The 12901-nt window shown below is 68.9% G+C and carries 12 protein-coding genes; 3 read left to right on the forward strand and 9 right to left on the reverse strand.

Features of this window, described 5'->3' with window-relative positions; genetic code table 11:
- Positions 1 to 8 precede the first annotated feature (8 nt).
- Positions 9 to 701, reverse strand: coding sequence for a response regulator (locus tag ACFVMC_RS09950; RefSeq protein WP_379208673.1), 693 nt, complete (start codon positions 699 to 701; stop codon positions 9 to 11).
- On the reverse strand, positions 698 to 2293 hold the full coding sequence (locus ACFVMC_RS09955) for an ATP-binding protein (RefSeq protein WP_379208674.1): 1596 nt from the start codon (positions 2291 to 2293) through the stop codon (positions 698 to 700). The genes ACFVMC_RS09950 and ACFVMC_RS09955 overlap by 4 nt, the downstream gene beginning before the upstream one ends.
- A gap of 132 nt (positions 2294 to 2425) precedes the next feature.
- Here ACFVMC_RS09955 and ACFVMC_RS09960 point away from each other — a divergent pair, with 132 nt between their 5' ends.
- Positions 2426 to 3802 carry a cation:dicarboxylate symporter family transporter gene (locus ACFVMC_RS09960; protein ID WP_379208676.1) on the forward strand — a complete coding sequence of 459 codons (1377 nt, stop codon included), beginning with the start codon at positions 2426 to 2428 and terminating at the stop codon, positions 3800 to 3802.
- A gap of 145 nt (positions 3803 to 3947) precedes the next feature.
- Here ACFVMC_RS09960 and ACFVMC_RS09965 read toward each other — a convergent pair whose 3' ends face one another.
- Positions 3948 to 4166 (reverse strand): DUF4287 domain-containing protein, encoded by a 219-nt coding sequence (locus ACFVMC_RS09965; protein WP_379208678.1) that lies wholly within the window; start codon positions 4164 to 4166, stop codon positions 3948 to 3950.
- A 139-nt stretch (positions 4167 to 4305) separates the two neighbouring features.
- Positions 4306 to 4713, reverse strand: a complete 408-nt coding sequence (locus ACFVMC_RS09970; protein WP_379208679.1) for a DUF4267 domain-containing protein — start codon at positions 4711 to 4713, stop codon at positions 4306 to 4308.
- Positions 4714 to 4831: 118 nt separating this feature from the next.
- On the opposite strand from ACFVMC_RS09970, the gene ACFVMC_RS09975 reads away from it, so the two are divergent.
- Positions 4832 to 5419 (forward strand): TetR/AcrR family transcriptional regulator, encoded by a 588-nt coding sequence (locus tag ACFVMC_RS09975; protein ID WP_379208680.1) that lies wholly within the window; start codon positions 4832 to 4834, stop codon positions 5417 to 5419.
- A 141-nt stretch (positions 5420 to 5560) separates the two neighbouring features.
- A complete protein-coding gene (locus ACFVMC_RS09980) occupies positions 5561 to 7033 on the forward strand; it encodes a phytoene desaturase family protein (protein WP_379208681.1) in 1473 nt (490 codons plus the stop codon).
- Here ACFVMC_RS09980 and ACFVMC_RS09985 read toward each other — a convergent pair.
- The 5 genes from ACFVMC_RS09985 to ACFVMC_RS10005 form a co-directional block, all read right to left on the reverse strand.
- Positions 7012 to 7929, reverse strand: coding sequence for a cation diffusion facilitator family transporter (locus ACFVMC_RS09985; RefSeq protein WP_379208683.1), 918 nt, complete (start codon positions 7927 to 7929; stop codon positions 7012 to 7014). The genes ACFVMC_RS09980 and ACFVMC_RS09985 overlap by 22 nt on opposite strands.
- 51 nt (positions 7930 to 7980) lie before the next feature.
- Positions 7981 to 8901: a cation diffusion facilitator family transporter gene (locus tag ACFVMC_RS09990; RefSeq protein WP_379208684.1), complete on the reverse strand. Its 921-nt coding sequence runs from the start codon at positions 8899 to 8901 to the stop codon at positions 7981 to 7983.
- A 74-nt stretch (positions 8902 to 8975) separates the two neighbouring features.
- Positions 8976 to 10202 (reverse strand): mannose-6-phosphate isomerase, class I, encoded by a 1227-nt coding sequence (gene manA / locus ACFVMC_RS09995; RefSeq protein ID WP_379208685.1) that lies wholly within the window; start codon positions 10200 to 10202, stop codon positions 8976 to 8978.
- Positions 10202 to 11419: a tobH protein gene (locus ACFVMC_RS10000; RefSeq protein ID WP_379208687.1), complete on the reverse strand. Its 1218-nt coding sequence runs from the start codon at positions 11417 to 11419 to the stop codon at positions 10202 to 10204. The genes manA and ACFVMC_RS10000 overlap by 1 nt, the downstream gene beginning before the upstream one ends.
- 80 nt (positions 11420 to 11499) lie before the next feature.
- Positions 11500 to 12876, reverse strand: coding sequence for a phosphomannomutase/phosphoglucomutase (locus ACFVMC_RS10005; RefSeq protein ID WP_379208689.1), 1377 nt, complete (start codon positions 12874 to 12876; stop codon positions 11500 to 11502).
- Positions 12877 to 12901: the final 25 nt, after the last annotated feature.

Consider the following 12901-nt stretch of genomic DNA (forward strand, 5'->3'; position numbering starts at 1 on the left):
GCGGTGTCTCACGCCTTCCACAGGTAGCGCGTCTTCGGTCTCCCCGCCCGCCCGTAATCGCTGCGGCGCTGCACGAGTCCGTCGTCGGCCAGCTTCTCCAGATAGCGCCACGCGGTGATCCGCGAGACCCCGATCGAGGAGGCGGTATCGGCCGCGGTCATCCCCTCGGTGGCCGCCCGCACCACGCGTGAGATCTCTTCCAGCGTCTGCGGCGCCACCCCTTTCGGCGCGGTGGCCCGCTGATCGGTGGTGCGCAGCGCGGCGAGCGCGCGGTCGATGTCCTGCTGGGTGATGGCCGATTCTCCGGCCGGGAGCGCGGACCGGAATTCGCGATAGCGCTCCAGTTTCTCCCGGAACGCGGCGAAGGTGAACGGCTTGAGCAGATACAGCACCACGCCGTGCGAGACCGCGGTACGCACCATGGTCAGATCGCGCGCGGAGGTGATGGCGATGACGTCCGGGCGCGGCGCGAGCCCGGACAGCGCGGCCGCGACCTCGAGTCCGCTGGTGTCGGGCAGGCCGATATCCATGAGCACCAGATCGATCGGCGCGCCCTCGGCCGCGGCCTCCGCGGCCGCGCGCATGGCGTCGCGGCCGGTGTGCGCGACGGCGACGGCGGTGAAACCTTCGATCCGGGCGACATAGGCGCGGTGCGCCTCGGCGATCAGGGGTTCGTCCTCGACGATCAGCACTCGGATCACGACTGTTCCTGTCTCACTTCGATATTCGCGGTGTCCCGGGGAATCTCCACGGTCACCGCGCTTTCCGGGGCCCGTTCGGTGCCGATGACACCGTCGTGCCGGGCGACCAGCCGGTGCACCAGCGCCAGGCCGAGCCCGTGATGGTCGGATTTAGTGGTGTAGCCGCGTTCGGCGGCGCGGGCGAAGACCTCCGCGGACATGCCCGGCCCGCTGTCGGCGACCCGCACCAGCAGGGTGGAGCGCCGCGGCGGCATCGGATCCTGGTGTCGCACCATCACTTCCACCCAGCCGCCGCCCCGATCGGCGGCGGCGTCGATGGCGTTGTCGATGAGATTGCCGACCAGGGTGACCGCCTCGTGCGCGGACAGCGGCGCGGTCGAATCCAGCGCGGTGTCCTCGGAGATGGAGAGTTCGACGCCGCGCTCGGCCGCCTGGTTGACCTTGCCGAGCAGCAGGGCGGCCAGCGCCGGATCGCCGACGGCGGCCAGCAGCCGGTCGATCAGATTCTGGGAGAGCTCCAGCTCGGCGGTGGCGAACTGCACCGCCGCCTCGGGCTTGCCGAGCTCGACCATGGTGATCACGGTGTGCAGCCGGTTCGCCGACTCGTGCGCCTGGGCGCGCAGCGAGTCGGCCAGGCCGCGCACCGAGTCGAGTTCGCCCATGACCGTGCGCAATTCGGTGTGGTCGCGGATGGTCATCACGGTGCCGAGCAGGTGTCGGCCGGACCGGACGATGTCCTGGTTGACCAGCAGGATGCGGTCCCCGGTGACATGCATTTCGTCGCGCACCACCGCGCCGCCGAGCCGCTGCATGGACACCGGCAGATCGCCCCGGCACACCGGACCGTCGGACAGGTCGAGCAGGCGGCGGGCCTGATCGTTGACCACCTCGGCGGCCTCGTTCGCGCCGAATACGACCAGGCCCTCGTGAATCGAGTGCAGCACGGCGTCGTGCTGCTCGTACATCACCCGGAGTTCGTCGGGTGCCAGTCCGTGGGTCTGGCGGCGTAGCCGACGGCTCAGCAGGAACGATCCGGCGGCCGCGAAGAGCAGCCCGGCCAGCGCCGCGCCGACGATCTTCGGCAGCTGATTGCCGAGTTCGTCGCTGATCCGGGCCCGGGTCACTCCCGCCGATACCAGCGCGACGATCCGCCCGGACTCGTCGCGCACGGGCGTCACCGCGCGAATGGACGGTCCGAGGGTGCCGGTGAACGTCTCGGTGAAGGTCTCGCCCGCCAGCGCGCGATCGATGGTGCCGCTGAAATGCAGGCCGATCTGGTGGGGATTGGTGTGGGTGTAGCGGGTGCGGTCCGGCGCCATCACCACGATGAAGTCCATGCCGGTCTGGGCGCGGATGGCCTCGGTCACCGCTTGCAACCGAGCGGTGGGGTCCGCGGATCGCACCGCCTCCAGGGTGGAGGGCACCAGAGCCATGGTCGCCGCGACATCGATGACCTCCTGCTCGGTGGTCCGATCGCTGGTGCGTCGGGCGTCGAACACCGCCAGGACCGCGCCGATGGCGATGACCAGCACGACGACGAACAGTTGCAGCACGAATGCTTGCCCGGCCAGAGTCAATCGGCCTTTTTTCATCAGCCGACCTCCGAACGCACGAGCTGAACGTAATGCAATAAACCGTGACCCACATCACGTGAGCCCCCATTATTTTGCACAGCGGTCCACAGGCCCGTTCACGCCGGTTCGTTTCGGAAGGCATTCTTCGCCATGAGCGATACAACTCAACAGGAGACGCGCGCGCCCAAGCGCGACCGCACACACTGGCTCTATCTGGGCGTTTTGGCGGCTGTCGTCGCCGGCGTGATCGTCGGTCTGGTCTCGCCGGACTTCGCGGTCTCGCTGGAACCGCTCGGAAAAATTTTCGTTGCCTTGATAAAGATGATGATCGCACCGGTCATTTTCTGCACCATCGTGCTCGGCATCGGCTCGGTGCGCGCCGCCGCCACGGTCGGCAAGGTCGGTGGCCTGGCCTTCGGCTATTTCCTGGTCATGTCCACCGCCGCGCTCGGAATCGGCCTGGTGGTCGGCAATCTGCTCCAGCCCGGTGACGGTATGGACATCTCCAAGAGCGCGGCGAGTCAGGGTGCCAAATACGCCGATCAGGCCCACGCAGCGGGCGGCACCTGGGAATTCATCCAGAACATCGTCCCGAAAACGCTGGTGTCCTCGTTGACCGACGGTAGCGTGCTCCAAGCGCTGTTCGTCGCCCTGCTTGTCGGCTTTGCGCTGCAAGCCATGGGCAAGGCGGGGGATCCGATCCTGCGCGGCATCGCGTCGATCCAGAAGCTGGTCTTCCGGGTCCTGGTGATGATCCTGTGGCTGGCGCCGATCGGCGCATTCGGCGCGATCGCGACCGTGGTCGGCAAGACCGGCTGGTCGGCGGTCGTCCAGCTGGCCACCCTGATGATCGCGTTCTATCTCACCTGTGTGGTCTTCGTTTTCGGTGTGCTCGGCGTGCTGATCCGGGTGGTCTCCAAGGTCTCGATCTTCAAGCTGGTGCGCTACCTGGCGCGCGAGTACATGCTGATCGTCGGCACCTCCTCCTCGGAGTCGGCGCTGCCGCGCCTGATCGCGAAGATGGAGCATCTCGGCGTGGAGAAGACCACGGTGGGTGTCGTCGTGCCGACCGGGTATTCGTTCAACCTCGACGGCACCGCGATCTACCTGACCATGGCCTCGATCTTCATCGCCGACGCGATGGGCAAGCCCTTGAGCATCGGCGAGCAGGTGGGCCTGCTGGTATTCATGATCGTGGCGTCCAAGGGCGCGGCGGGCGTCACCGGTGCCGGCCTGGCGACCCTGGCGGGCGGCTTGCAGAGTCACCGTCCGGAACTGCTCGACGGTGTCGGCCTGATCGTCGGCATCGACCGGTTCATGTCCGAGGCCCGCGCCCTCACCAACTTCTCCGGCAACGCGGTCGCCACGGTGCTGGTCGGCACCTGGACCAAGACCATCGATCCCGAACGGGTGCGCGCGGTCCTGAACAAGGAGCTGCCGTTCGACGAACAGACCATGGTCGACGACCACGGTTCGGTCGAGGACGCCAAGCCGGACGAACCCGAGAAGTCGCTGCAACCGGCTTGATTCGGCCGCGGCGTCCCCGCCATAAGCGGGGCCGCGGCGGCAGTGCCGACGGTCGGCCGCTCTACCACCGTTCGGCGCACCAACCACGAAGGGCCCGCGAATCACGCGGGCCCTTCGTCGTTTTCGCGGGCTGGGCGGAAGGTGTTCAGGCAGCCCACTTCTCGGGATTGAGGTGGACCTGGACGAGAGCGGTCGCGTGACCGTGACCGAAGCCGTGTTCGGATTTGAGCCAGGTGACGAGTTCCTTGAAGGAGGTCAGGCCGGATTCGCCCAGGGCGGACTTCCATTCGTCGATGGTGCGGCCGTACTTCGCCTCGATGGACGGGAAGTAGGACGCGGGTCCGTGCGGCTTGGTGGCGGCCATGGCGGTTCTCCTCAGCTCATGTGGTGTTACCGATCTCGACGGGGTGATCGGTGCGAACTCATCGCGTCCGATGGATTTGTGACGCGGAGCACACTGCTCGGCGCGATCCGGGGATCGGCGTCGCGCGAGGAGCGGGCGGTCAGGCGGAGATCGGCGCTGCCGTCGTCCGGTGCTCCCGGATCAACAATGCGCCGCTGAGTGCTACGAAGGCGGCGGCGAGGCCGTGCACGCTCAGCGCCGTCACGGTGGAACCGTCCCAGCGCAGGACGGTGATCATGTCGCCGATCGGGGCCACGGCGAACACCAGGGTGGCGATGCCGAGCGCGTAGCGCTGACCGGCGGCGAGCAGCGCCAGGCCCGCCAGTCCGAAGGTGATGTCGCGCGCGCCCTTGAGGTTCGAGAATGCGACCGCCTCGCCCTCGGGCCAGGCGGGCAGGCCGAAGCCCGGCGCGACGGACTCCGGCGCGATGAGGAAGCCGACTCCGACGTAGATGATGAAGGCCGCCCAGATCAGGGTGCAGATGGTGGCGATGCGTGCGAGGTTCATGGTGACTCCTGGTGTGTCGCACCGCAATTGCCCCGGTGCTCTGTTTTCTAGCGGCGCTAGATTCGATACCACCGTAAACGAGCTTCGTTAGATTGTCTAGCGCTGCTAGGATGATGGCATGAGCACGCAAGCGCGTAAGGAACGCGAACGGGCCGAACGGCATCAGCGCATCATCGATACCGCTCGAGAACTCGCCGAATGCTCCGGTTGGGAAGCGGTGACCGTGCGCAAGCTCGCCGAGCGCATCGAATACAGCCAGCCGGTGCTCTACAGCCACTTCGCCGGAAAGCAGGCGATCGTCTCGGCGGTCGCGGAACAGGGATGCGCGGTGCTCGCGGAGACACTGCGCGCGGCACGCGAGTCGGCCGCGACACCGGCGGCGGCCTGCGGCAACCTCGCCCGCGCGTATCTGGCCTTCGCGGTGGACAATCCGGCCCGCTACGACGCCATGTTCGTCATGAAGACCGACCTGGCCTTCGGCCCCGACGCCCCCCAGGCGCTCCGGGACGCCTTCGGCGAATTCGAGGCGCTGTTCCGCGACGCTTTCACCGGCGCCGAACTCGCCGCCCGCACCGAACTGGCCTGGTGCTGCGTGCACGGCATCGCCACCCTCGATCGCGCCGGTCGGCTCGTCCCCGCCCTGCGCGACCAGCGCCTCGCCGTCTTGATCGACGAATGGCGCACCGCCATAGGCCAGCCCAGCTGACATCGACCAGCGCTCCACCAGCACCGGGTGCCACATCACACGCTGGTTGGTGACACCGCAGTGGGGATGGGGTGTGCTGTCGCTTCAGGCTCTGTGAACTCGTCGACATGGTCGGCGATGGGCCACCGGTAGCGTGGGGGGATGGCTGATGTCGCGGTGGTCGGGTCGGGGCCCAACGGGCTCGCGGCGGCTGTGATCCTGGCGCGGGCGGGGCTCGCGGTAGAGGTCTACGAGGCCCAGCCGACGGCGGGCGGCGGATGCCGCACCGGTGAGCTGACGCTGCCCGGGTATCGGCACGACCTCTGTGCCGGCGCGCATCCGATGGCATTGGCGTCGCCGTTCTTTCGCGCGTTCGATCTCGCGGCGCACGGCGTCGAAGTGCTGACCCCCGAGGTGTCCTACGCCCATCCGCTCGACGGCGGACGGGCCGGTCTGGCCTGGCGCGATCTGGACCGGACGGTGGCGGGGCTGGGCCGTGACGGGGCCGCGTGGCGGGGGTTGTTCGAACCGCTGGTGCGGAATTGGCCGGCGGTCGTCGATCTGGCCATGTCGGATCTGCGCCGCCCGCCCGCCGACCTCGCCACCGCGGTCCGCTTCGGCCTGCGCCTGCTCGAGCAGGGATCGCCACTGTGGGACAAGCGCTTCGAAGACGAGGTGGCGCCGGCGCTGCTGACCGGAGTGGCCGCGCACGCGATCACCCCGCCCCGCGCACTGCCCGCGATGGGCGCTGGTCTGCTGCTCGGCACACTCGCGCACGCGGGCGGCTGGGTGCTGCCGCGCGGTGGTAGCCAGGCCATCCCGAACGCGCTGATCGCCGAGCTCGAACGGCTCGGCGGCAAGGTCTACACCGGGCACCGCGTCGACTCGCTCGCCGAATTCGCTTCCGCCCGTGCGGTTGTCCTGGACACCTCGCCCGCCGAGTTGTTGCGAATCGGCGGCGATCGGCTGCCGCACCGCTACGCGCGTCAACTCGGGCGGGTCCACTACGGCGGTGCAGTCTGCAAGGTGGATTTCGCATTGTCCGGCCCGGTGCCGTGGCGAGTCCGGGACTGTGCGCGGGCGGGCACCCTGCACCTGGTCGGCACGCGCGCGGAAGCCGTTGCCGCCGAACGCACCGTAGCCGCGGGACGGCACGCCGACCGGCCGTATGTGCTGGCGATCCAACCGGGGGTGGTGGACGACTCCCGCGCGCCGGCGGGCGGGCACACCTTCTACACCTACGCGCACGTGCCCAACGGATCCACCCGCGATATCTCCGATCAGGTTGTTGCCCAGGTGCAACGGTTCGCACCCGGCTTCTGCGACCTCATCGTCGCGAAACACGTCTGGACCGCCGCCGAGCTGCCCGCACACAATGCCAACTACTTCGGCGGCGATATCTCCGGCGGCGCGATGAACCTGCGCCAGACGGCATTACGACCGGTCGCGCGGTGGAATCCGTACGCGACACCGGTTTCCGGGGTGTACCTGTGCTCGTCATCGACGCCCCCCGGGCCGGGCGTACACGGGATGAACGGCTTGCACGCCGCGCGTCATGTCCTGCGCCGGGAGTTCGGGATTCGCAGGGACCCGCTCGAGTTGCTCGAATCCGGTCAGCGGCGCTCGGGCCGGTAGATATCCGGTTCGAGGTACACCACATCCACCGCCGGAACAACCGCCCGCACGCGCGCCTCGGCCTGGTTGATCGCGTCCCCGATCTCGCCGGCGGTCATCGGCGGCGCCACGATGATCTTGGCGGCCACCATGAGCTGGTCGGGTGCGAGGTATTCGGTGCGCAGCCCCAGCACCTGATCGATTCCGCCGCCGCGCAGATTCGCCAGGATCGCCGCTTCCTCGTCGGGTGTCGCGCCCTCCCCGATGAGCAGGCTCTTCATCTCCACGATCAGCACGACCGCGATGCAGCCCAGCAGAACGCCGATGGCCAGCGTGCCGACCCCGTCCCAGACCGGATTGCCGGTCAGGGCGGTCAATCCGACTCCGGCGAAGGCGAAACTCAGGCCGATCAGCGCGCCGCTGTCCTCCAGCAGCACGACCGGCAGCTCCGGATTGCGGGAGTCACGAATGAACGCCCACCAGCTGCCGCGCCCCTTGAGTGCCCGCGATTCCCGCATACCGGTCCGCAGGCTGTAGCTCTCCAGGCACAGCGCGACGAGCAGAATCGCGATCGCCACGAACGGCTGCTCCAGATGTTCGGGATCGCGAATCTTGTTGATGCCGTCGTGAATCGCCACCAGCGAGCCGAGCGTGAACAGCACCAGCGCCACCACGAACGCGTAGAAATAGCGATTGCGCCCGTACCCGAACGGATGCTTCGCGTCCGGCTCGTGCTCGGATCGTTTCTGGCCGATCAGCAGCAGTCCCTGATTGCCGGTGTCGGCGACCGAATGGATGGCTTCGGCCATCATCGACGACGAACCGGTGATGACGGCGCCCACGAATTTCGCGACGGTGATCCCGGCGTTCGCACCCAGCGCCGCGAAGATCGCTGCCTTGCTGCCGCTGGCTGACATGCCGTCAAACTACCGGCGGCCGGATGCGCACCGGCCGCCGACACACCTGCGTCAGACCTTTTCCGAGCGGTACAGGTCCGGTTCCAGGTAGATCATCCGCGCGGCCGGCACGGCCTCGCGCACCCGCACCTCGGCGGCATCGATGGCCGCCGCGATCTCGTCGATTCCCAGTCCGGGCGCGATCGCCACCTTGGCCGCGACCAGGATCTCCTCCGGGCCGATGTACTGGGTCTTCACGTGGATGAGCCGGGTGATCCGCTCCCCGTCGACCAGGTTGGCCTTGATCAGCCGATCCTCGTCGGCGGTCGCACCCTCACCGATGAGCAGGCTGTGCATCTCGACGATCAGGATAACCGCGATGACGCCGAGCAGCAGGCCGATGGCCAGCGTGCCGATACCGTCCCAGATCGGGTCGTCGGTGACCATGGTCAGACCGACGCCGGCGAAGGCGAAGATCAGACCCACCAGCGCGCCGGTGTCCTCGAGCAGCACGACCGGCAGTTCGGGGCTGCGGGAGTTGCGAATGAACCGCCACCAGCTCGCGCCGCCCTTGAGCGGCCGCGACTCCTTGATGGCGGTGGTGAAGCTGTAGGTCTCCAGACCGATGGCGATCGCCAGGATCACGATGGCGACGATCGGCGATTCCAGCGACTGCGGATGCTGGATCTTGTGGATGCCCTCGTAGATGGCGTAGATCGAGCCGATGGTGAACAGCACCAGGGCGACCACGAACGAGTAGAAGTACCGGCTGCGGCCGTAACCGAACTGGTGCAGTTCGTCGGCTTCCTGCTCGGCTTTGCGCTGACCGAGCAGCAGCAGGCCCTGGTTGGAGGTGTCGGCCACCGAGTGCACCGCCTCGGCCAGCATCGACGCCGAACCGGTGATCGCCGCACCCACGAATTTCGCGACCGCGATACCCGCGTTCGCCGTCAACGCGGCGAGGATCGCCTTCTTACCACCGCCAGCAGACATGTCTGGAATGCCCCTCTCGTCTCACCCGATCTCGCTTAACTTAGCGTGTCCGGCGCGTGCGGGTCCGAGGCGAGTCAGCTCGTCGCCGGGTCGGCGCCGACGCAGGCACAGAACACCTGGGCCGCGCCGTCGATCGCCCGGGCTCGAATCTCGGTGTCCGAGGCGGAGATCCAGGCCGCCGCGCCGCGTTCGAGCAGCAGTTCGTCGTCGTCCTGGCACAGCAGCACGGTGCCGGCCGTGCACAGCACGATGCCCGGCCCGGCCGCCGTGAGCGGCAGCTCGTCGCCCGCGCGCAGATCGACCCGGCGCAGCGCGAATTCGGGGGCGGGGGTGTGGTAGCGCAGGGAGCCGTCCGCGGCGTATTCGGGCAGCACGACCGGCAGGTCGATCGGCTCGAAATCCAGGACCCGCAACAGTTCCGGCACGTCGACGTGCTTCGGGGTGAGTCCGCCGCGCAGCACGTTGTCGGAGTTGGCCATGATCTCCACGCCGAGCCCGCGCAGGTAGGCGTGCAGGTTGCCCGCGGCGAGGAACAGGCCCTGCCCCGGTTCCAGGGTGAGCCGGTTCAGCAGCAGCGCGGCGAGCACGCCGGCGTCGCCGGGGTAGGCCTCGGCGAGTTCCAGCGCGGTGCGCACCTCGGGCAGGAAGGGCCGGTCGCCGCGACCGTGCAGGTAGCGCACGCAGCCGTCGAGCACCGCGGGCAGCAGCGATTCCAGCACGTGCTGCGGCAGCGTGATCCAGGTGGTGAACAGGGTCCGCAGCCCAGCCGAATCCGGTTGCGCGGCAAGCAGGTCGGCATAGGGGACGAGCGCGGGCACATCGAGGGCGCGCAGCAGCGCGACAGTGCGGCGCGGATCGCGGAACCCGGCCAGTGCCTCGAACCGATCCAGCGCCACCACCAGTTCCGGTTTGTGGTTGTCGTCGCGGTAGTTGCGCATCGGCGAATCCAGCGGGACCCGCGCGCGGTTCTCGCGCTCCCAGCCCGCCCGGGCCTGTTCCAGGCTCGGATGCGCCTGGAGCGACAGCGGTTCCTCGGCGGCCAGGATCTTCAGCAGAAAGGGCAGTTTGCCGCCGAATTCCGTCGCGGCGGAACCGAGTTCACGATCCGGATCGGCGGACAGATGCTCCAGCAGGGAGCGGGTGGCGTGCGGCAGTCGCAGATGCGCGGGATCGGCGGGGTGCGCGCCGAACCACAGCTCGGCCTCCGGGTGCGCCGACGGGACCGGCCGGCCGCACAGTTGGGCCAGTGCGGTGCGTGAGCCCCAGGCGTAGGGACGAAGTGCACCAACGAGTTCGTGCACTAGTAGCGTCCCCCGTCGAAGTGGTCGCCACCGGTGCTCGCGGAGGTGCCACTGCCGAGCAGCCGCAGATAGGCCGCGGCCATCTCCAGGCGCACGGCGAGCACGGCGAGTTGTTCGAGTTCGGTACCGTGCCCCGAACTGGGCCGCGGCGCCGCCGGATCGTCGATCTTGGCGGCGGCGGGCACGCTCGGATCGGCCAGGGCAGTCTGTAGCAGATCGACATCGGCGCCGACCAGATCGGCGTCGACCAGGCCGGAACCGCTGCCGAACACCGCGATTCTGCGCCGCGCCGCGGAGGTGTCGGGATCGGCGCTGAGCACGAACACCCCGATCCGCTCCACCGGCGCGGGACCGTCGAGTTCCTCGTCGTGGAACAGCGGATCGAAATCGGGCGTGGCCCGCCCGGCGGTCTCGGTGATGCGGGGCAGCGCGGCGACGATCTCGGCCAGGCCCGCGGCGGTGGACACCCGGCCCGCCGACTGCACCAGCACCTCGGCGGCGTGCGCGGCCAGTACGGTCGCGGCGGGGGAATCGCCGACCAGCACGATCCCGCGCTGGTGCATGCGGGCGGCGAGGGTCTTGGCCGGATTGTGGAAGACATCGCTCTGCGGCCCGTCGCGCAGCGCCTCGGCATCGAGCAGGTCGGCGAGCGCGGTCAGATCGGGGACGGCCTCGGCGGTGCGAATCGGATCGACCGCGCGCAGCACGGCGATGCCGGCCGCCAGGAAACGCAGCAGGCGGTTGTAGGCGAGCACCGGAACCCGGGGCTCCAGGCTGGCGGCCCGGCCCGCGGCGGCCGCGCGCAGCGGCCCCTCCAGCGGAGCGGCGACCACCACCTCGGCGCCCCGGCGCACCGCCCGGTCCACCGAATCGATCAGTCGCGGATCACCGGCATCGTCACCGGCGACCAGCACCACATCGAGCGGCCCGACCCAGGGCGGCAACATGGACGCGGACACGATGGGCAGGCTGGCCCGCTCGCCGAGCGCGGCGATCAGCAGGCCGGCCGCGCGGGTGGCGCGGCCGGAACCACAGACCAGCACCACACTGCGGGGGCGCAAGCCGGTGAGGCGAGCGAGCACATCCTCATCGACGGCCGCCGCGGTCGCACGAACCTGCGCGCCGCCGGAGGCGGCCGAACGCAGGGCGCCGCCGGTATCGGCAGCCTGGAGCGAAGCGGCATCGTCGAGGTCGAGCACCGGTGTTCCAGCGATCATCGGGCGTCCCACCTCCCCTCATCGCGCTGCTGTGATTCCACTATTCCAGGCATCACTCCTGTGTCATTCCACTATTCCAGTCAGCGTCGGACGATGCTCAGGATCTCAGTCACAAGTGCGTCTACTTCCTCCGGTGACCGGGCCTCGACATTGAGCCGGAGCAACGGTTCGGTGTTCGACGCGCGCAGATTGAACCAGGCGTCGTCGGCGAGCTGTACGGTCACCCCGTCGAGGCGGTCCACCGACTTGGCCCGGTCGCCGAAGGCCTCCAGGACCGCCATGGTCCGGTCCTTGGCGTCGGCGACCGTCGAGTTGATCTCGCCGGAGGCAGCGTAGGTCTCGTAGGCGGCCATGACCTCGGAGATGGGCCGGTCGGACTCGCCGAGCGCCGCCAGCACATGCAGCGCGGCGAGCATGCCGGAGTCGGCGCCCCAGAAGTCGCGGAAGTAGTAGTGCGCGGAGTGCTCGCCACCGAAAACCGCTCCGGTAGCGGCCATTTCCTGCTTGATGAACGAATGGCCGACCCGGGTGCGCACCGGGGTGCCGCCCAGGCTGGTGACCAGTTCGGGCACCGCGTGCGAGGTGATCAGGTTGTGGATGATGACCGCGCCGGGCTCCTTGGCCAGCTCCCGCTCGGCCACCAGGGCCGTGATCGCCGAGGGCGATACCGGCTCGCCCTTCTCGTCGACGACGAAGCAGCGGTCGGCGTCACCGTCGAAGGCCAGCCCGATGTCGGCGCCGGACTCCCGCACCAGGGCTTGCAGGTCGACCAGGTTCTTCGGATCGAGCGGATTGGCCTCGTGATTGGGGAACGAGCCGTCGAGCTCGAAGTACAGCGGCACGATCTTCAGCTGTTCGAGCGTGCCCAGCACCGCGGGCACGGTGTGCCCGCCCATGCCGTTACCCGCGTCGACCGCGATGGTGAGCGGGCGGATGCCGTCGAGTTCGACCAGGCCGCGCAGATAGCCCGCGTAGTCGGCGAGCAGGTCCACCTCGGTGGCGGTGCCGCGGGGGCCGTCGTGGCCGGGGACCCCGGTGGTCACCTCGGCCGCGATGGTGGCCAGTCCGGTGTCCTGGCCGACCGGCAGCGCGTTGGCGCGGCACAGTTTGATGCCGTTGTACTTGGCCGGGTTGTGGCTGGCGGTGAACATGGCGCCGGGGCAGCCGAGATGGCCGGAGGCGAAGTACAGCTGATCGGTGGAGGCCAGGCCGATGTGCACCACATCCAGGCCCTGACCGAGGACGCCGTCGGCGAACGCGGCGGCCAGGCCGGGGGAGGAATCGCGCATATCGTGGCCGATCACCACCCGGCTCGAGCCCTCGGCGCGCATCAGGCGCGCGAACGACGCGCCGACGTCGCCGACGAATTGCGCGTCGATCTGTTCACCGACAACACCGCGGACGTCATAGGCCTTGATGACCGCGTTCACGAACTCGGCAGAGCGGGCGACTGTCATGCGCACCACCCTAGTGTGCACAGCC

Source organism: Nocardia sp. NPDC127579, assembly GCF_042672005.1.
Lineage (GTDB): Bacteria > Actinomycetota > Actinomycetes > Mycobacteriales > Mycobacteriaceae > Nocardia.

Coding starts and splice junctions, on each gene's coding strand:
- ACFVMC_RS09955 (WP_379208674.1), bottom strand. CDS start 2,293: ATGAAAAAAGGCCGATTGACTCTGGCCGGGCAAGCATTCGTGCTGCAA.
- ACFVMC_RS09960 (WP_379208676.1), top strand. CDS start 2,426: ATGAGCGATACAACTCAACAGGAGACGCGCGCGCCCAAGCGCGACCGC.
- ACFVMC_RS09965 (WP_379208678.1), bottom strand. CDS start 4,166: ATGGCCGCCACCAAGCCGCACGGACCCGCGTCCTACTTCCCGTCCATC.
- ACFVMC_RS09970 (WP_379208679.1), bottom strand. CDS start 4,713: ATGAACCTCGCACGCATCGCCACCATCTGCACCCTGATCTGGGCGGCC.
- ACFVMC_RS09975 (WP_379208680.1), top strand. CDS start 4,832: ATGAGCACGCAAGCGCGTAAGGAACGCGAACGGGCCGAACGGCATCAG.
- ACFVMC_RS09980 (WP_379208681.1), top strand. CDS start 5,561: ATGGCTGATGTCGCGGTGGTCGGGTCGGGGCCCAACGGGCTCGCGGCG.
- ACFVMC_RS09985 (WP_379208683.1), bottom strand. CDS start 7,929: ATGTCAGCCAGCGGCAGCAAGGCAGCGATCTTCGCGGCGCTGGGTGCG.
- ACFVMC_RS09990 (WP_379208684.1), bottom strand. CDS start 8,901: ATGTCTGCTGGCGGTGGTAAGAAGGCGATCCTCGCCGCGTTGACGGCG.
- ACFVMC_RS10000 (WP_379208687.1), bottom strand. CDS start 11,419: ATGATCGCTGGAACACCGGTGCTCGACCTCGACGATGCCGCTTCGCTC.
- ACFVMC_RS10005 (WP_379208689.1), bottom strand. CDS start 12,876: ATGACAGTCGCCCGCTCTGCCGAGTTCGTGAACGCGGTCATCAAGGCC.